This window comes from Pleomorphomonas diazotrophica, from assembly GCF_002844595.1.
GTDB classification, from domain to species: Bacteria; Pseudomonadota; Alphaproteobacteria; order Rhizobiales; family Pleomorphomonadaceae; genus Pleomorphomonas; species Pleomorphomonas diazotrophica.
The window spans coordinates 192,713-210,141 of record NZ_PJNW01000011.1; the positions used below are offsets into that span (position 1 = coordinate 192,713).

A 17,429-nucleotide genomic window follows, 5' to 3' on the forward strand; every position below is an offset into this window, starting at 1 on the left:
CCTTCCCGGCATGGCCATCCTGCGATAGAAGCGGATACCGCTTGTTTTACGGGATGATCCTCATGAAGTTCATTCGCCATGGCGCTGTCGGCGCTGAGAAGCCGGGCCTTGTCGACGCTGCCGGTCGCCACCGCGATCTCTCCGCCCATATCGACGATCTTTCCGGCGCTGCGTTGTCCAAGGCATCGCTTGCGAAGCTTGCCGCCATCGATCCGGAAAGCCTGCCCTTGGTGGCGGAAGGAACGCGTCTCGGCGCGCCGGTGGCCGGCACGCGCAACTTCATCGCCGTCGGCATGAACTATGCTGACCATGCCGCCGAGACCGGCGGCACGGTGCCACCCGAGCCGCTGCTGTTCAGCAAGGCGCCCAACTGCATCGTCGGCCCGAACGACGACATTCTGATTCCCCCAGGAGCTACAAAGCTGGACTGGGAGGTGGAGCTGGCGATCGTCATCGGCGAGACCGCATGGCAAGTCGAGGAAGCCGGCGCCTTCGACCACATCGCGGGCTTTGTGTTGTGCAACGACGTATCCGAGCGTGCCTTTCAGATGGAAGGCACCGGCCAGTGGTTGAAGGGCAAGAGCGCCCCGACCTTCGGCCCGCTCGGCCCATGGCTGGTGACGCCGGACGAGATCACCGACGTCCAGAAACTTGCCATGGAGCTCGACCTCAACGGCGCGCCGCGCCAGCGCGGCAACACCGCGACGATGGTGTTCGGCGTCCGGACGCTGGTGTCCTACGTATCCCGCTTCATCAAGCTCGATCCGGGCGACGTCATCACCACCGGCACGCCGCCGGGCGTCGGCATGGGCCGTAAGCCGCCGGAGTTTCTCAAGGCGGGCGATATGCTGCGCCTCACCGTCGAGGGGCTGGGCGAGCAGCACCAGAAAGTGGCGCTCTATTGAGCGATGCCGTCCCCTCAAGCGGCGGTTGACAGCGATTGCATCAGCGAAAGGCGCGCCGATGAGAGATGCAGCCGGCAGGCGGCCTCGACGGCCTCCGGCCGGCGCGTCTTGAGGGCCTCGATATAGTCAAGATGCTCAAGGATCGCCTTGCCGTTACGCTCGCGGGCGTTCGCCTTGTTCCACTGGTAATGATAGTGGAAGACGATGGCGATGATGTCGTAGAAGTCGATGATGAAGCGATTGCCCGAGGCTTGCTGGATGAGCCGGTGGAGGCGGTCGTCGAGTTCGGAAAATTCGAGATAGCGGCTGTCGATATCGGCGAGAACCTCGACATGAGCGCGACGCAGGGCTTCAAGCTCGACCCAGGCGGGATCCTCGGCGGGAAGGCTGACGAACGCGGCGGCCGACTTCAGCTCGAACATTTCGCGGACGTCGATCAGTTCCTCCGCAAACTGACGGGTGAAGCCCTTCAGCACCCAGTGGCTGTTCGGCCGCTTCTCGATCAGACCGAAGCGACTGAAGCGTATCAGAAACTCCCGCACTGATGTTGTCCCGACACCGATTTCGCGGGCCAGCTCCAGCTCGTTTATCTGCATGCCCGGTTCGCCGCCGCCAATCAAAATGCGCTTCATGAAGGTGCGCTCGATCACCTCGGACAGCGAGTTCGTTTCGTGTTCGGGAAAGAAATCGGCCTTGACGGGCGATCTCTGCACCGCCTTGGAGCGCTTGTTCCACTCGATGAGGCCGGCCTCGACCATTTGCGACAGAATCGAGCGCACCGTTGTCCGGGAAACGCCAAGCAGATTGCAAAGTTCGGGCTCGGACGGCAAGCTCTCGCCTACCACCAGCAACCGCAGACACCTGTTGTAGGCATCCTTGAAGACGGTGTTCTGCTTCGGCATGTGCACCTCATATGACCATGCCCGATCACGGAAAGGCATGGCTCGGCGGATCGAACCGACCCGCACCCCAACTTCTTGCCGCAGCTCCACGCGGAAGCCCGCAACCAGCCCTGGCAGCCAGATGCTTTAGCCGGACGCTCCGAAGCGGATCTGCCAGGGCGCGGCGGACGGATGCGGCGGCGCCGGGCTGCACTTTATCGACAAAGAACACAAAACGGAACAAGTCTTTCGCAAGGGTCGGTAGCACGGGTTGCCAATCCATCCCAACTTGGTCGCGATGGTTATGAAGACGTCGAAGCAAGAGCTGCGCGGGCCACGCCGTCAATCAAAAGAGTCCCGCCTCGGTCTCGTTCAGCCTGCTGAAACCATTTTTGGCAGAATATATATTCCCTCACGTACCACACCGAGAACGTGAGTTCCAACTTGGATATTCGACAAAAGTCGATGTCTACATATAACATATTGATTTATAATGTATTGGTTGATATTGAAACGTTATGAAATGTTCTGAGAATTAGAAAATATGGAGGATGCCCGAAAGGCTGAAACAAGTTCGTTTCATTTTTGCGCGAAATGGGGTAAGAAGCTCCTGTCCAGCTTCGCTTGATGGCGGCATTGAGGAATGCGGGCGGTGTCGACCAAAGGGTCGGTCGCCTCGGGTCTGTGGGCCTTGCGTCGCAAAGGAGTTTCGGCTAATTGTCATCTGTCGCTGTTTTTTATCGATAAAGTCCGATGGCTGAGGAGCAAGATCGGGCCTTTGTTGAAGGCGACGCTGATCTCGGGAGGATCGCAACATGAAAGCTGTTGGCATTACACGTCGCACGCTCGTCGCGCTGGCTGGCGCCGTCGCGCTGTCGGCCGTCGCCCCGGTCGCCGCGCATGCGGAAGACTACACGATTCCGATCATCGTTAAGGACACCACGTCCTTCTACTGGCAGATCGTTCTGGCCGGTGCCCGCAAGGCCGGCACGGATCTCGGCGTGAACGTGCCCGAGCTCGGCGCCCAGTCCGAGGCCGACATCAACGGCCAGATCTCCATCATTGAAAACGCCGTTTCTTCGGGTGCCAACGCCCTCGTCGTCGCGCCGACCGAGTTCAAGGCGCTTGGCAAGCCGATCGATGAAGCCGCGAAGTCCGTTCCGGTGATCGGCATCGACTCGGGTGCCGACTCCAAGGCCTTCACGTCGTTCCTGACGACCGACAACGTCCAGGGCGGTCGCATCGCCGCTGACGGTCTCGCCGCCGCCATCGGCGCCGCCAATGGTGGCAAGGTGGAAGGCGATGTTGCCCTCATCACCAACCTGCCGGGCGCCGGTTCGCTCGAGCAGCGCGCCCAGGGCTTCAAGGAACAGCTGGCGGCCAAGTATCCCGGCCTGAAGCTGGTGGCCGACAAGGTCGGCGACGGTCAGGCGACCACCGCTCTCAACATCATGACCGACCTGTTGACCGCCAATCCCGACCTCAAGGGCGTGTTCGCCTCGAACCTGATCGCCGCCCAGGGCGCCGGCCAGGCCATCGCCGAGAACAAGATGGGCGACAAGGTTGGGTTGATCGGCTTCGACAATGACGACAAGCTGGTCGGCTTCCTGAAGGACGGCGTGATCGACGCGCTCGTGGTGCAGGACCCCTACCGCATGGGCTACGACGGCATCAAGACGGCGCTCGCCGCCGTCAAGAAGGAGAAGGTCGAAGCCTTCGTCGATACCGGCGCCAATCTGGTGACCACGGCCAACATGAACGAGCCGCGCGCCCAGGAACTGCTGTATCCCAAGGTGAAGTAAGCAAGGCTCCGGCGCCCGGCTAACCCTATACGGGGTCGGCCGGGCGCCGGAAACTCCACGCCATCCTTTTCGGCGTCCCTGCATGCCGAGCGAGCCGCGGCTCGCCGCCGGTGCCGGCTGATGTCGGCATCTGTAGCCACGCTTGTGGCCGCATGCCCAGCATTTCCAACTGACGCGGGTCGATCATGGTCGGAACCAATCCCCACGGGCAGGCGGCCGAGGCCGTCGTCGCCACCGCGAGTGTGCCCATTCTCGAGCTGCGCGGCCTCGAGAAGCGCTACGGCGCCACTCATGCGTTGAAGCCAGCCGATCTCGCCTTCGTCAGCGGCGAAATTCACGCCATCGTTGGTGAGAATGGCGCAGGCAAGTCGACGCTCATCAAACTCCTGACCGGCGTCATCACCCGTACCTCCGGAGAGGTGTTCTGGGAAGGACAGCCGGTGGCGCTCGCCACGCCGCACGAAGCCATCGAGTTCGGCATCAACGCCGTCCACCAGGAGGTGGTGCTTTGCCGTCACCTGACGGTTGCCGCCAACATGTTCCTCGGCGACGAGGCCGTCGGCTTCGGCCTTCTTCGCAAGGGTGAGATGACGCGGAAGGCGCAGGCGATCCTCGACGACCTCGGCTTCGATCTGCCGGCGCATGTGTTGCTCGGCGATCTGACGATCGGCCAGCAGCAGCTGATCGCCACAGCTCGCGCCGCCATCCGCGGCACCCGCTTCCTGATCTTCGACGAGCCAACCGCCTACCTCACGCGTACCGAAGCAGCACAGCTCTTCGCGCTGATCCGCCGCCTCAAGGAGCGTGGCGTCACCATCGTCTATATCAGCCATCGTCTCGAGGAAGTGTTCGAGTTGTCCGACCGCGTGTCGATCCTGCGCGACGGCACGCTGGTGGGCACGCGCGTGACGGCGGAAACCAACGAGACCGAGCTGATCTCGCTGATGATCAACCGCTCGCTCGAGCAGATTTATCACAAGGAGTTCTTCCCGGCCGGCGACGTGCTGATCGAGACGAAGAACCTCAGCGGTCCCGGCTTCCGCGACGTGTCACTCAGCGTTCGTGCCGGACAGATCGTCGGCCTCTATGGACTGATCGGCGCCGGTCGTTCGGAGTTCGTGATGTCGCTGTTCGGCCGCCATCGCAAGACCGGCGGCAGCATCTTCTGGCAGGGCAAAGAGGTAGACATCCGCTCCGAGCGCGAGGCGATGGACCTCGGCATTGCGCTCGCGCCGGAAAGCCGCCGCGACCAGGGCCTCTGCATCAACCTTCCGGTCGGCTTCAACCTCAACCTGCCGATTTTCCCGCACATCACCATGGCTGGCCTGGTGCCGTTCTCTGCGGATCGACAGCGCGCAGATCGGCAGATCGCCGACCTCCAGGTGAAGACCTCCGGCCGCGGCGCGCTGGTGTCCTCGCTATCAGGCGGCAACCAGCAGAAGATCGTCATTGGCAAGTGGCTCAATCACGGTGCCCGGCTGTTCATCTTCGATGAGCCGACGGTCGGCGTCGACGTCGGCACGAAGGCAGAGATCTATCGCCTGCTGGCGCGCCTCTTGGCCGAAGGGGCCGGCATCATCCTGATCTCGTCCTACCTGCCAGAAGTCTACGAGCTCGCTGACGAGCTGCACGTCTTCCGGCGCGGCGAGGATGTCGCCCGGCACGCCTATCATACGGCGAGCCACGAGGAAATTCTGTCCGAAGCGATCGGTGTGTGAACGGGGAGCGTTCACGGGGGAGAAATACATGTCCACGGATACCAAGACGGCGACGGTCGCCCGCAAAAGCAGCGCCAACTGGCTGTTCGGCCTGACGCTGCTGGGACTTCTGCTTGCCATGTGCATTGTCTTAAGCCTGACGACCAAGAGCTTCCTGACCGAAGCCAACATTATGAACCTGATGCGCCAGGGCGCCATGATCGCCATCCTGGCGGTTGGCGAAACCTTCGTCATCATCACCACCGGCATCGACCTGTCCGTCGGCGCGGTGGTCGGCTTTTGCACCGTCATCGCGGCCTGGCTGCTGACCCACGACTTTTCTATCATGACGACGGTGATCATCACGCTGGGCGTCGGCGTGGCCATCGGCATGTTCCATGGCTTCGGCATCGTGCAGATGGGACTGCCGCCGTTCATCATCACCCTGGCGACGCTGACGTCGCTGCGCGGCATCGGCCTCCTGATCACCAACGGTGCCACCATCAACATCGTCAATGACACGTTCACCGAGTTCTCGCGCAACGACTTCATGGGCTTGCCGAACTTGTTCTGGATGGTGATCCTGGTCGGCGTACCCGCCTACATTTTCCTCCACCACAGCCGCTACGGCCGCTACATCTTCGCCGTCGGCTCCAACATGGAGGCGGCTCGCCTTTCCGGCGTCAACGTCAAGCTGACCGTCTACCTGGCCTACACCCTGTCCTCGACCTGCGCCGCCTTCGTCGGCCTGCTGCTCGCCGCCCGCATCGGCGTCGGCAACGCCATGCAGGCCGACGGCTGGGAGCTGCAAGCCATTGCCTCCTCGGTGATCGGTGGTACGTCGCTGTTCGGCGCCATCGGTTCGGTGCATGGTCCGCTGATCGGCGCCTTCATCCTCGCCACCATCAACAACGGCGCCAACCTCCTGAACGTCAACTCGTTCTGGCAGCGCATCATCACCGGTCTCCTGATCATCCTGATCGTCTACTTCGACCAGTTGCGCCGCCGCCGCGGCTGAGACCGGAACGAGGATAGTTCAAAGCAAGGAGGCGGGACCCGACGGTCCCGCCTCTTTCTTGTCTTCAGATCGTTTTCGACCACTCAGGAGGCGTGAGCGACCTCGCCGTTGGCGCTGGCCTCCAGAAGCGACTCAAGGTCGGCCGGCCGCAGCGGCTTCGACAGCCAGGCGTCGAACAGGCCGTCTTCACAGCGCGCCCTCGTCTCCGGCAGCGCGTCGGCGGTCAGCGCGGCGATCACCGGCTGGCGACCGTCACGGTCGGCGATCATGGCGCGGATGCGCCGCGCCGCCTCGATGCCGTCCATTTCCGGCATGTGCAGGTCCATCAGCACCACGTCGAAGCCGCCGCCCGACGACAGCATGGCCGCGGTGGCCGTCAGCGCCTTCTGGCCATCGGCGCTCAGCGTGACGGCGTGGCCGGCCCGCTCGACCAGTGCCCGGCCGAGCAGAAGGTTGATCTCGTTGTCGTCGCAAAGCAGAACCGAGAGACGATGGGGCGGCGACGGCGGTTCGGCGAGAACCGGCTCGGCAGCGGCGGCGAATTGGCCATGGCCGAGCAGTGTTTCGATGACCGCCGAAAGAGAGCGTGCCCTGACCGGCTTGACCAGATAGGCACCATAGCCGGCAGCCTGAAGCTCCGGCAGCATCGGCCGCTCGGTGGCACTGATCAGGACGCCGACCGGTGTCGTCGAGAAGGCGCGGATGCGCTCGATGACCGCGAGCGGGTCGCCGGCGGCGGCGTCGATGAGAACGGCATCCGGCTGCCAGGATCCGACCACCTCCTGCTCGATGTCCTTCTGGGTTGCCAGCGTCACGTCGGCGCCGGCATCGAACAGGCGACGAATGAGGAACGGTCCCTCGATGAGCGCGTGCGACACCACAAGGATGCGTCGGCCGGCGAAACGCCGATCGGTCGGCGGAGAGACCGATGGCGCCGGAAGCGGCGCGTCGCCCTTTGCCGCAAAGCTGGCGGTGAGCAGCGCCAGAGCGGCACGCGCCCCAACCGCATCGCTGGAAGACGGAACCTCGGCGATGTCTGCCGTCTCCACCGGAGCCGTCTGCGTCGGGATGGCGATAGGCATGCCCGCCTCTGCCAGCGGAAAGCGCAAGGCAAAGCTGAAACTTGCCCCCTCGCCGGGCGTCGATATCAAACGAATGTCACCGCCCATCAGGCGGGTCAGCTCGCGGGCAATGGCAAGGCCGAGACCGGTGCCGCCATGGGAGCGGGCCGGGCCGGGATCGGCCTGCTCAAACTCGCCGAAGATGCGCTGCTGGTCGGCTTCGGCGATACCGATACCGGTGTCGCGAACCAGAAAGGAGACACCAACCGCGCCATCCTCTTCGTTCGTCATCTGCAGTTCGATGGCAACACCGCCCTCGGCCGTAAACTTGATGCCGTTGCCGGCCAGGTTGAACAGTACCTGACGGACGCGGATTGGATCGGCCTGAACAAGGCGATCGAGCCGAGGGTCGATATAGGCGGCAAGCTCGATGCCTTTCATCTCGGCACGCGGCGCCATCAGTTCGACGAGGTCCTCGACGATGGTGGCAAGCGAGGTCGGTTCAAGCTGCAGGCTCAGCCGCCCCGCCTCGATCTTGGAGAAGTCCAGAAGATCTTCGATCAGCGTAAGCAAAGCCTCGCCGGACGTTTCGATGGCGCGGGCATAGGTCCGTTGCTCGGCCGACAGCGGCGTCTTCTGCATCAGCGCGGTCATGCCCAGGATGCCATTGAGCGGCGTTCGGATTTCGTGGCTGACCATGGCAAGGAAGCGGCTCTTGGCGGCGCTCGCCGCCTCGGCCTCGTCGCGGGTCTTTTCGAGCGCCGCCTCGATGGCCTTGCGCTCGGTAATGTCGCGGCCAAGGGTGCGGGTTCCGGTCACCCTGCCGTCCTCGACGATCGGCGCCTCCGAGAAGGAGAACCAGCGGGGGCCGTCGACCGTCTCGATACGGATGTCGCCCAAGAGCCCGTTTATGCTCTGCTCACCCGCACCATGGCCGGACAGAGCGGCGAGCGCCGTCAGCCGGCGGCGCAGTTGCTGCCAAGGGTCGGCGCGCGGCTGATGCACGTCGCTTGCCACCACATCGGACGCGACGAACAGGTCGCCGGCGGCCAGATCAGCGGCAAAGGTTGAGAAATCCAGGCCGATGAACGCGCCCGGCGACTGGCCGAGGCGTGCGGTCGTGGCCGTGTTGGTGGAGGTGATCCGGCCGGCGTCATCGCGACAGATGACGAGGTCGCCGAGCCCTTCGCCCTCATCGGTCGGGCCGATGGCGGCATCATAAAGGCGACCGAGGGCGCGGCGGGCCGAGCGGCGACCCGCTTCAAACAGGCCGGCGCCTAACAGGGCAGCGCCGATGGCAACAACAAGCGCCGGCGACGCAGCAAGCGACACGAGAACGGTTCCGGCGGCAGCGGTCAGTGCCAGCGCCGCCGCACTGATGAACAGAGCACGACGCCACCGGCGACGCGACAGGCGCAACCGGCCGGCAGACGGGTGTGGCGACGAGGCGTCGTCGGACGAGCTATGCGGTTGGTTGGTCATGTCCGTCCCGGAGGTGCGGCGCGATCCTGCGACGCTCCCGGCGGGGGAATGCGCCCACCCCGCCGCTTTCGACGGGGCATGCGAAGGCTAGGCCGGCAAGGTTGCCAATCGGTTGATGGCTTGGCGAAATATGAGCTTTTCCGTCCGATGCCTTTCGATCACGCGGCTCGCGCCCGCCGATCGGGGCCGGTGCGATAGGCGAGCGCCTCGCCGACATGCAGGCAGCTGACTTCAGCCGCGCCGTCGAGACCGGCGAGGGCGCGGGCCACTCTCAGTACACGATGATAGCCACGCGCCGAGAGCGACAGCCGTTCAGCGGCCTGTTTCAGCAAGGAAAGGTCGGCTCTGTCCGGCTCGCGGCGCCGGCCAGAGATAAGTGCGCTCAAATCGCAGCTAAGGGTTCGTCTACTGAACCGAACAACGCGAGAACTGGCACTGACCAAGGCGGGCCAGGTCCATCTGCCGCGCGCAAGGCCGTGCCGCTGAAGAAGCCGCAGAGTTGGCGGCAGGTGCCTTGGTGAACCTGTCGGGACAGTTGCGAATCCATGCACCCACCGAATTTGGACAGATCAGCCGAGCCGTTTGCACAGCCTCACAAGCTTTGGCGCGGCCAGCTCCGTGTTGTCGACCACAATGTCAGCACAAACCGCTGGGTTCACTTCCTGGATGTAGATATCGTCAGCGGCTTCGTAGCGGCTTTTGTGCACATCATGAACTCTGCGAAGCGTCACTCCTTGACCAGCGTCGCGCTCAGTACCGCGTTTGAATGCCTCTTCTCTCTCCGCTTCGAGCCAGATTCTCACCTCCCAGAGGCCAACAAGTTCGGGGCGGAAGCCGAAGACTCCGTCAACAACCAGTACCCCATTGGGAGGAATATAGATTGACTCTTTAGAGTAGTCTGTCTGCGTAATGGGATCGATGCTGCAGAGGGAGCAATTTCCGCTTCCTGCAGGTCCTAAGGGATTGAGAAGAAGGCTCCGAACAGCCTGGTAATCGTACGCATTTCGATAGTAACCCTCACCAGTTGACCGATCATACAGATGACCGTCGTTCCAGGACTTCTTGAAATCGTCCAGGCAGGCTCTGAACGCCGGACGTCCAAGTTGTGCAAGATGCTGAGCAATCTCGTGGCCAAAACTGGTTTTTCCCGCGCCGGTCCGCCCGTCGATGCCGATTCTCAAACGTTGACCTGACGTGCGCGAGATGCAGCGGGCCAATTGTGCGAGCAGGGTTGATCGTACCGCCCAGTTTTTTGCCGGGAATGGCTGCTGCCATGTCGACTTCGAGCGCACAAATAGCTCAGTGAATACCATTACTGATCCTGGAACTGCGTGGCTCGACGTTATGCTGTGAGGTTGGAGTGGCCCTCAGGGCCGTGGCGAAGCCACCTATGATGGTGAGGTGGAGACTTTCACCTCGCCGGTGATCTCAGCGCGCGAAAGTCAGGTGAATGGTGCCGCTCTCGGCGACCTCGGACTTAACCGTGGGCAGACGGGTTTCGAGGCCTCGCTGGTTGTCCCACAGGCGGACGCCACTACCAAGCACGATCGGCGCGATGGCGACGTGCAGGTGATCAACAAGATCTGCCTCGAGGAAAGCTCGTACGGTGGTGGGGCCGCCGCCGATGCGAACGTCCTTACCACCGGCGGCGGCCGTGGCCTGGGCCATCGCGTCTTCGATGTTGGCATCGATGAAATGAAAGGTCGTGTCGGAAAGCTTAAACGTGGGCCGCGGGTTGTGAGTGAGCACGAAAACCGGGCAGTGGAAGGGCGGCTCGTCGCCCCACCAGCCCTTCCAGTCCGGATCGTCGGGGTAGTTATGGAGGCCGAACTTGCCGGCGCCCATAATCTCGGCTCCGGTGTTCTCGAAATAAGCGAGTGCGTAGGCATCATCGAGGCCTGTGGTGCCAGCCCCAGAATTGTCATGGAAGACGCGCTCGCGGAAAGTGCGGGTGGCGACATAGGAAGCAGTGAGCCGTCCCCAATCGTCACCGAAGGGCTTTTCAGGGGTGATATCGGTGGTGGTGGCGAAGCCATCGAGCGAAATCATCAGGTCGACGCGAACAATCATGGATAAGCTCCCAAACGGGATTACTAAGGTAGTTACCTTCATATTATGGCGCTGACAGTGAGGCAAGTGCCTTTTTATATTGACGGGGCAAACGGGTGGGGTTAGGCCTCGGCCATGCCGTACCATTCGAGCCCGTTGGATTTAGCCTTTCACGCCCTGAGCGACCCGACGCGGCGCGCGGTAATATCGCAGTTGCGCGATGGCGAACTGCCGGTGACCAAGCTGGCGGAACCATACGATATGGCCCTGCCCTCTTTTGCGCAGCATCTTAGGGTGCTGGAGGAGTGTGGTCTGATCGTCAGTGAAAAGCGCGGACGGAGCCGCTGGTGCCGGCTGGTGCCGGAGCGTTTCGACGAGGCGGCAGACTGGATGGCTAATGAGCGCCGGCATGCTGAGGAGCGGCTCGATCGGCTGGAACGCTACCTCGACCGGATATGAAGGGAACCGATAACGATACCGTTCGAGGACCTGCTTGATCCAAAGCGTCACTCCGCCAAAGCGAAAACCGATGCTTGCTTCGAGTTGGCGCACGACGTCCAAGCCGACACTATCCCGATAGAAGGCGACCGTCTCGCTCCGGCATGCAATGGCACCCTAGATTCCCATGTTTCGTCCAGGAGAAAGTTCCTACTTGCCGTCGAGTGCGTCTGTCATCGCACGCTTTCCCTCCGAGACCAGTGCCCAGAAATCCGCGACGCCCTCGCCGGCGATCCGCCGAGCAAGTGCGGCGAGGTGCGAGTGCCAACCGCTACCGAAGTCGATGGCATCCTCGCGGCCGCGCAGCCGCGAATGGGTCAGGACCAGTCGCGTGCCGGCACCTTCGGCAAGAAGACATATCTCGACCTCTCCGGCCGCGCCTTGTTCCCAGGTGAACACCATGCGATGCGGCGGCTCGAAGGCCAGTATGCGTTCTGTCCAGCTTTGGCCGATGAAGTCACGGTACTGCGATGGCGTGGGAACCACCTGATCCGACAACCGGTCGTGATCCATGGTGAGCCCGATGGTACCCTCGGGACGCAGGTCGTCGGGCGCCGCCATGAACCAGCGCGCCCGGAGATCCGGGTCGACAATGAACTGCCAGACCCTTTCGATGGAAGCGTCGAAATGGCGTTCCAGGACAAGCTTGGACGTCGATATGTGGTCGGCCAAATCCGTGTCCTCCTGATGCTGGTCGCGAGGGAAGGTACCCTTCACTGGGGCTTGTCCCTCAAGGCAGCTTCCAGGGCGTCCAGTCTGCGCGTCCAGAAGCCTTCCCAGCGATGCAACCATTCCTCGGCATCCCGAAGGGGGGCGGCTTCCAATGTACAGACTTGCTGACGTCCTACCTTGCGGCGTCGAACCAAGCCGGCGCGAACCAGAACGCCGACATGCTTGGAAGCTCCCGCGAAGCTCATCGCGTGTGGCGCCGCAAGCTCTCCGATCGATTTCTCGCCGGTCGATAGCGCCGCGAGCATTGCCCGGCGGGTCGGATCGGCGAGAGCGGTAAATGTCGCATCGAGATTTCGTTCAACCATATGGTTTTATATCGACTCGACCTAGCATGGTCAACCACCTGGTTTAATGACATTGCGTGGCGCGGATTCGGAATGCGCTCAAGTGGCATGAGCGGGAGGGCGGGCCGCCACCTCCGACCAGTTTTTACGCAGCGGTGTCAAATGGTTGAGTGTGCGGCCCGCCAGACGGCCGCGCCACGCCCGGTTGTCTTTCGCTCGGATCGCTGCGAGCCGGTTACGCCGCTCGCACCCGCCGATCGGGGCCGGTGCGATAGACGAGGGCCTCGCCGACATGCAGGCGGCTGACGTTATCCGCACCGTCGAGATCAGCGAGGGTACGGGCCACTTTCAGCACACGATGATAGCCACGCGCCGAGAGCGACAGCCGTTCAGCGGCTTGTTTCAGCAGGGAAAGGCCGGCGCTGTCGGGCTCGGCAACGCCGTCGATCACGGCGGCCGGCGCCGTGGCATTGGTGACCGAGGCATCGAGGCCGAGGGAGACGTAACGATCGGACTGAATGGCCCGCGCCGCCGCGACGCGAGCGGCAACCGTCGACGATGGCTCGCCGCTTCGACGCGCGCCGATCAGGTCGGATGCCGACACGGCGGGCACCTCGACGGTGAGATCGAAGCGGTCGAGCAGCGGGCCGGAGATGCGTTCCTGATACTCGGCGGCACAGGCCGGTCCGCGACGACAGGTATGGCCCGGCGTGCCGGCAAGGCCGCAGCGGCAAGGATTCATGGCGGCGACGAGCTGGAAGCGGGCCGGATAGGTGACGCGGTTGTTGGCGCGGGCGATCACCACGTCGCCGGTTTCCAACGGCTGGCGCAGGCTGTCGAGCACGGCCGGATTGAACTCCGGCAGTTCGTCGAGGAACAGCACACCGCGATGGGCCAGCGAGATCTCGCCCGGTTTTGCCCGCACGCCACCACCCACCAGCGCCGCCATCGACGCCGAATGGTGCGGCGCGCGGAACGGCCGCCGATCGGAAAGCCGCCCATCGGCGAGCGTGCCGGCAATCGAGGCGATCATCGAGATTTCCAGGAGCTCCTGCGGCCTCAACGCCGGCAGGATGGAGGGCAAACGGCTCGCAAGCATCGACTTGCCGGACCCTGGCGGGCCGACCATCATGAGATTGTGTCCGCCGGCTGCCGCCACCTCCAGCGCCCGCCGCGCGCTCTCCTGGCCCTTGACATCGGCGAGGTCGGGCAGCGCCGCCAAGGCATCGGCCACCTTCGGTTCGGGCCGCGACAGCACCTGGGTGCCCTTGAAGTGATTGACGACGGCGATCAGGCTGATCGGCGCCAGGATCGGCATTTCGGCATCCGCCCAGGCCGCCTCCGGTCCGGAGGCGCGCGGGCACATCAACCCCAGCCCTTCGGCATTGGCGGCGATTGCCGCCGGCAGCACGCCGGCCACCGGTGCGACGGTCCCGTCAAGCGAAAGCTCGCCGAGCACGACATAGTCGGTGAGGGCATCACCCGGCAGTGCGCCCATCGCCACCATGAGGGCAAGCGCTATGGGCAGATCGTAATGACTGCCTTCCTTGGGCAAGTCGGCGGGCGCCAGATTGACCGTGATGCGCTTGGCCGGCAGGGCGAGGCCGGAGGCGGCCAGCGCAGCGCGGACGCGCTCGCGGCTCTCGGTCACTGCCTTGTCGCCGAGACCAACAATGTTGAACAGCACCTTGCCCGGCCCCATGTGGACCTGAACGTCGACCGGCGTCGCCTCGACGCCCTGAAAACACACGGTTCTGACGTGCGCAACCATCGTATTGCTCCCGAGCCGCTGCAACCTAAGCGGACATTTGAGCCGCTGTCAAGAACGAGAAGAGAACAAAGCAAGGTCGTTTGTTCCCGCAGGGAAAGCCTTGCTTTCTTGTTGCCTTTCACCCTTTCGTCTCTTAAAAGAGACGTATGGATACTTTTGAAGACGAAACCAGCACCCGGCTTGCCGCCCGCATCCGCCTTGAACGCGAGGGACGTGGCTGGTCGCTGGCCGACCTTGCTGCCCGCTCCGGCGTTGGCAAGGCGACGATTTCCAAGATCGAGCGCGGCGACGCCTCGCCGACCGCCGGCATCCTGGTCCGTCTCGCGGCTGCCTTCGATCTGACACTCGCAAGCCTGCTGGTGCGGGCCGAAGCCGGCGCCGACCGGCTGGTTCGTGCGTCGGATCAATCCGTCTGGCGCGACCCGGATACCGGCTATCTCCGCCGGCAGGTCTTCATCCGTCCCGACCATCCGCTTGAAATCGTCGAGGTCTCCATGCCCGCCGGGAAGAGCGCGGTGCTGCCGGCGGCTTCCTACGCCTTCATCCGGCAGGTGGTCTGGCTGATCGAGGGCGAGCTCACCGTCAGCGACGCGGACGGTCGGCATGTTCTCGCCGCCGGCGACTGCCTCGGCTTCGGACCGCCTGCCGACGTGACCATTTCAAACGAGAGCGATGCGCCGGCCCGCTACGTGGTGGCGCTGTCGAGGAGCTGACATGTCGGACATCACCATTCACCCGCTCGGTCTCAATGCCGCCACCGTCGATGCGCTGGCCGCGCTGATCGTTGAGACGGTGGCCGGCGGCGGTTCGGTCAGTTTCATGCACCCATTCGCCTTGGAGGATGCACGCGCTTTCTGGCGTGGATCGCTGACGGCGGCCGACGAGGGGCAGCGCATCGTGCTCGGGGCCTTCGACGGCGGGATGCTGGTGGGCACGCTGACTCTGCTGCTCGACTGCCCGCCCAACCAGCCTCATCGGGCGGAGTTCGCCAAGATGATGACGCGGCCAAGCCACCGTGGGCGCGGCGTCGCTACGGCGTTGATCCGCGCTGCTGAGCAAATCGCCCGCGCCAAGGGACGGACGCTGATCGTGCTGGACACGGCGAGCGACGGTGGCGCCGGGCCGCTCTACGAGCGTTGCGGCTTTCGTCTCGCCGGCGAGATCCCGAACTATGCGCTGAAGCCGCATGGCGGCTACACCGGCACGCTCTACTATTACAAGGAGTTGGCCTAGCTCAACTGGCCGCGCCGGAGCTCGTAGAGCATGACGCCGGTGGCCACCGCCAGATTGAGGCTGTCGGCACGACCGGCCATCGGGATCTTGACGCGAACGTCGCAAGCCCTAGTCATGTCCTCGGTCATGCCGGCCTGCTCGTTGCCCATCACCAGCACCGTCGGCGCGCGGCTCTCGATCTTGCGATAGTCGTGCGTCGCCTTGAGATGCGTGCCGACGAGGCGAACGCCCGCTCCCTTCGCCCAGGCGAGGAAGGCGTCACGGCCGGTTTTGACCAGCGGCACATGGAACAGCGAGCCCATGGTGGCGCGCACTGTCTCGAAGGAGAAGGGATCGCAGGTCTCGCCAACCAGGATGACGCCCTTGGCGCCCACCGAATCCACGGTGCGGATGATGGTGCCGAGATTGCCGGGGTCGCGCACCTGCTCGAGCGCCACCCAGACCTCGCCCTCACCAACCTTGACCTCGGCCAGTGGCTTCAACCGCTGGCCGAACACGCCCACCACCATCTGCGGATTGTCGCGATGGGTGATCTTGGCGAGCACCGCCTCGCCCATTTCCAGCACGTCGCCGCCACGCGCCCGCACGGCGGCGGCGGCCTTGGCGACATGCGGCTGGTCACGCACCGCCGGCGCATAGGCGATGGCGGCGATCGGCCAGTTTTCTTCCAGAGCATCGGTGACGAGCTTCAGACCCTCGCCGATGAAGCGGCCCGTTTCCTCGCGCGCCTTCTTCATGGCGAGCGCCCGGATATCCTTGACCAGCGGGTTGGTCAGCGAGGTGATCTGCCGGACGGCGCCAGGCGCCCTTTCCCTGTCGGCCATGGCTCAGGCTCCGAGAAAACGTGAGAACATCGAGGTGGCGAGCAATCGGCCCGGCCGTGTCGGATCGCCGGTTTCGCGCACGGCGAGTTCGCCCGAGGACAGCGTGCCGGCACGGTGGCCGAGGAGATCGGCCGTAATCTCGTGGATGGACAGGAAGGAGGCGCGGATGGCGTAGGCCGTCAGCACCATGAAGGACGGACCGGGCGCGAGAATCTGGCGCGTCAGGTCGAGGAGATAGGGCAGGTCGGCTTCCAGCGACCAGACCTCGCCATCCGGTCCGCGGCCGAAGCGCGGCGGGTCGAGCAGGATGCCGTCGTAGCGTTTGCCGCGTCGTACCTCCCGTTCGGCGAACTTGACGGCATCGTCGACGATCCAGCGGATCGGCGCCGCATCGAGGCCGGCGAGCGCCTGGTTTTCCCGCCCCCAGGCGACCGACTTCTTGGAGGCGTCGACATGCGTCACCTCGGCGCCAGCCTGAGCGGCAATCAGCGAGGCGATGCCAGTGTAACCGAACAGGTTGAGCAGTCTCGGCTTTTCCGGGCCGCGATGGGCCTTGAGACGCTCGACCATCCAGGTCCAGTGGGCGATCTGCTCGGCGAAGATGCCAACATGACGGAACGAGGTCAGCTGGCAGACGACGGGGATATCCATCACCCGCATTTCCCAGGCCGTGCCGATGCCGGGCTCGGTGCGCCAGCGGCCCGGACCATCCTCTTCGATATCGCCGGTGAAAGCGGCGCCGGCCGCGGCCCAGATCGACGGCGCCAGCCGTCGTGGTCCCATGGCCTGCGGCTCCGGCCGGATGACCGTCAGCGCGCCGTAGCGTTCGAGCTTCTCGCCCTCGCCCATGTCGAGAAGGCGATAATCGTCCCAACCCTCGGTGACGAGCAGGGATCCAACTTCCTCGCTGACGATACGCGGTCCGAGCACGGCGGGCATGGGGCGCTTGAGCGTTGCGGCGCCCGACGGGCGGGCTGGGCCGCGCAACTCCTGAGTGCGCGCCTCCACCTTGGCCGCGTCTCCGGGTCTTTCAGGCCGGCGGGCGGCAGGGCGGCCAGTGCGAGGGGAGGATTTGGTGGGGAAGGGTGGCTTGGCCAAGGCGGTTGTCCGGCAGGAAAGGTACTTCGGCCCCTTATACACGCCCCCCGGCCGGAATGAAGCGCCGCATTCCTGGCCGTTCATTGATCGCCGC

General features: G+C 64.0%; 17 protein-coding genes. 7 read left to right on the top strand and 10 right to left on the bottom strand.

From position 1 onward, the window contains the following. Positions 1-62: 62 nt before the first annotated feature. Positions 63-905: a fumarylacetoacetate hydrolase family protein gene (locus tag CXZ10_RS14265; protein ID WP_101290128.1), complete on the top strand. Its 843-nt coding sequence runs from the start codon at positions 63-65 to the stop codon at positions 903-905. A 14-nt stretch (positions 906-919) separates the two neighbouring features. Here CXZ10_RS14265 and CXZ10_RS14270 read toward each other — a convergent pair whose 3' ends face one another. Next, positions 920-1,807: a GntR family transcriptional regulator gene (locus CXZ10_RS14270; protein ID WP_101290010.1), complete on the bottom strand. Its 888-nt coding sequence runs from the start codon at positions 1,805-1,807 to the stop codon at positions 920-922. A 794-nt stretch (positions 1,808-2,601) separates the two neighbouring features. On the opposite strand from CXZ10_RS14270, the gene CXZ10_RS14275 reads away from it, so the two are divergent. The 3 genes from CXZ10_RS14275 (at position 2,602) to CXZ10_RS14285 (ending at position 6,303) form a co-directional block, all read left to right on the top strand. After that, entirely contained in the window at positions 2,602-3,588 is a 987-nt protein-coding gene (locus CXZ10_RS14275; RefSeq protein WP_101290011.1) for an ABC transporter substrate-binding protein, read from the top strand. Between the two features lie 185 nt (positions 3,589-3,773). Continuing rightward, positions 3,774-5,306, top strand: a complete 1,533-nt coding sequence (locus CXZ10_RS14280; RefSeq protein WP_101290012.1) for a sugar ABC transporter ATP-binding protein — start codon at positions 3,774-3,776, stop codon at positions 5,304-5,306. Positions 5,307-5,334: 28 nt separating this feature from the next. Then, positions 5,335-6,303: an ABC transporter permease gene (locus tag CXZ10_RS14285; protein ID WP_101290013.1), complete on the top strand. Its 969-nt coding sequence runs from the start codon at positions 5,335-5,337 to the stop codon at positions 6,301-6,303. Between the two features lie 83 nt (positions 6,304-6,386). On the opposite strand, the gene CXZ10_RS14290 is transcribed toward CXZ10_RS14285, so the two are convergent. The 4 genes from CXZ10_RS14290 to CXZ10_RS14305 all read right to left on the bottom strand — a co-directional run bounded on the left by CXZ10_RS14290 (position 6,387) and on the right by CXZ10_RS14305 (position 10,916). After that, positions 6,387-8,846, bottom strand: coding sequence for an ATP-binding protein (locus CXZ10_RS14290; protein ID WP_101290014.1), 2,460 nt, complete (start codon positions 8,844-8,846; stop codon positions 6,387-6,389). A gap of 158 nt (positions 8,847-9,004) precedes the next feature. Further along, complete coding sequence (locus CXZ10_RS21915) at positions 9,005-9,397, bottom strand: magnesium chelatase subunit ChlI family protein (RefSeq protein WP_280178921.1); 393 nt, start codon at positions 9,395-9,397, stop codon at positions 9,005-9,007. Positions 9,398-9,415: 18 nt separating this feature from the next. Next, positions 9,416-10,159: a nucleoside/nucleotide kinase family protein gene (locus CXZ10_RS14300; protein ID WP_101290016.1), complete on the bottom strand. Its 744-nt coding sequence runs from the start codon at positions 10,157-10,159 to the stop codon at positions 9,416-9,418. A 115-nt stretch (positions 10,160-10,274) separates the two neighbouring features. Then, positions 10,275-10,916 (bottom strand): dihydrofolate reductase family protein, encoded by a 642-nt coding sequence (locus CXZ10_RS14305; protein WP_101290017.1) that lies wholly within the window; start codon positions 10,914-10,916, stop codon positions 10,275-10,277. A gap of 114 nt (positions 10,917-11,030) precedes the next feature. Between CXZ10_RS14305 and CXZ10_RS14310 the strand changes: the two genes are divergently transcribed. After that, positions 11,031-11,354: an ArsR/SmtB family transcription factor gene (locus CXZ10_RS14310; RefSeq protein ID WP_101290018.1), complete on the top strand. Its 324-nt coding sequence runs from the start codon at positions 11,031-11,033 to the stop codon at positions 11,352-11,354. A gap of 189 nt (positions 11,355-11,543) precedes the next feature. Here the strand turns inward: CXZ10_RS14310 and CXZ10_RS14315 are convergent, their stop codons facing one another. The 3 genes from CXZ10_RS14315 to CXZ10_RS14325 all read right to left on the bottom strand — a co-directional run bounded on the left by CXZ10_RS14315 (position 11,544) and on the right by CXZ10_RS14325 (position 14,180). Beyond that, positions 11,544-12,110, bottom strand: a complete 567-nt coding sequence (locus CXZ10_RS14315; protein WP_244617163.1) for an SRPBCC family protein — start codon at positions 12,108-12,110, stop codon at positions 11,544-11,546. Next, positions 12,107-12,430 carry an ArsR/SmtB family transcription factor gene (locus CXZ10_RS14320; RefSeq protein WP_101290020.1) on the bottom strand — a complete coding sequence of 108 codons (324 nt, stop codon included), beginning with the start codon at positions 12,428-12,430 and terminating at the stop codon, positions 12,107-12,109. The genes CXZ10_RS14315 and CXZ10_RS14320 overlap by 4 nt, the downstream gene beginning before the upstream one ends. Before the next feature lie 214 nt (positions 12,431-12,644). Further along, entirely contained in the window at positions 12,645-14,180 is a 1,536-nt protein-coding gene (locus CXZ10_RS14325; protein WP_101290021.1) for a YifB family Mg chelatase-like AAA ATPase, read from the bottom strand. Positions 14,181-14,326: 146 nt separating this feature from the next. Between CXZ10_RS14325 and CXZ10_RS14330 the strand changes: the two genes are divergently transcribed. Further along, positions 14,327-14,893: a helix-turn-helix domain-containing protein gene (locus tag CXZ10_RS14330; RefSeq protein ID WP_101290022.1), complete on the top strand. Its 567-nt coding sequence runs from the start codon at positions 14,327-14,329 to the stop codon at positions 14,891-14,893. A 1-nt stretch (position 14,894) separates the two neighbouring features. After that, a complete protein-coding gene (locus CXZ10_RS14335) occupies positions 14,895-15,413 on the top strand; it encodes a GNAT family N-acetyltransferase (RefSeq protein WP_101290023.1) in 519 nt (172 codons plus the stop codon). Here CXZ10_RS14335 and CXZ10_RS14340 read toward each other — a convergent pair. Further along, entirely contained in the window at positions 15,410-16,237 is an 828-nt protein-coding gene (locus CXZ10_RS14340) for a TrmH family RNA methyltransferase (protein WP_101290024.1), read from the bottom strand. The two genes, CXZ10_RS14335 and CXZ10_RS14340, sit on opposite strands and share 4 nt — an antisense overlap. A 3-nt stretch (positions 16,238-16,240) precedes the next feature. Next, complete coding sequence (locus tag CXZ10_RS14345) at positions 16,241-17,419, bottom strand: class I SAM-dependent methyltransferase (RefSeq protein ID WP_101290025.1); 1,179 nt, start codon at positions 17,417-17,419, stop codon at positions 16,241-16,243. Positions 17,420-17,429 lie beyond the last annotated feature (10 nt).

Excerpts from the sequence above, each read along its gene's own strand:
- CXZ10_RS14265 (WP_101290128.1), top strand. The coding sequence starts at position 63 with ATGAAGTTCATTCGCCATGGCGCTGTCGGCGCTGAGAAGCCGGGCCTT.
- CXZ10_RS14270 (WP_101290010.1), bottom strand. The coding sequence starts at position 1,807 with ATGCCGAAGCAGAACACCGTCTTCAAGGATGCCTACAACAGGTGTCTG.
- CXZ10_RS14275 (WP_101290011.1), top strand. The coding sequence starts at position 2,602 with ATGAAAGCTGTTGGCATTACACGTCGCACGCTCGTCGCGCTGGCTGGC.
- CXZ10_RS14280 (WP_101290012.1), top strand. The coding sequence starts at position 3,774 with ATGGTCGGAACCAATCCCCACGGGCAGGCGGCCGAGGCCGTCGTCGCC.
- CXZ10_RS14285 (WP_101290013.1), top strand. The coding sequence starts at position 5,335 with ATGTCCACGGATACCAAGACGGCGACGGTCGCCCGCAAAAGCAGCGCC.
- CXZ10_RS14290 (WP_101290014.1), bottom strand. The coding sequence starts at position 8,846 with ATGACCAACCAACCGCATAGCTCGTCCGACGACGCCTCGTCGCCACAC.
- CXZ10_RS14300 (WP_101290016.1), bottom strand. The coding sequence starts at position 10,159 with ATGGTATTCACTGAGCTATTTGTGCGCTCGAAGTCGACATGGCAGCAG.
- CXZ10_RS14305 (WP_101290017.1), bottom strand. The coding sequence starts at position 10,916 with ATGATTGTTCGCGTCGACCTGATGATTTCGCTCGATGGCTTCGCCACC.
- CXZ10_RS14310 (WP_101290018.1), top strand. The coding sequence starts at position 11,031 with ATGCCGTACCATTCGAGCCCGTTGGATTTAGCCTTTCACGCCCTGAGC.
- CXZ10_RS14320 (WP_101290020.1), bottom strand. The coding sequence starts at position 12,430 with ATGGTTGAACGAAATCTCGATGCGACATTTACCGCTCTCGCCGATCCG.
- CXZ10_RS14325 (WP_101290021.1), bottom strand. The coding sequence starts at position 14,180 with ATGGTTGCGCACGTCAGAACCGTGTGTTTTCAGGGCGTCGAGGCGACG.
- CXZ10_RS14330 (WP_101290022.1), top strand. The coding sequence starts at position 14,327 with ATGGATACTTTTGAAGACGAAACCAGCACCCGGCTTGCCGCCCGCATC.
- CXZ10_RS14335 (WP_101290023.1), top strand. The coding sequence starts at position 14,895 with ATGTCGGACATCACCATTCACCCGCTCGGTCTCAATGCCGCCACCGTC.
- CXZ10_RS14340 (WP_101290024.1), bottom strand. The coding sequence starts at position 16,237 with ATGGCCGACAGGGAAAGGGCGCCTGGCGCCGTCCGGCAGATCACCTCG.
- CXZ10_RS14345 (WP_101290025.1), bottom strand. The coding sequence starts at position 17,419 with ATGAACGGCCAGGAATGCGGCGCTTCATTCCGGCCGGGGGGCGTGTAT.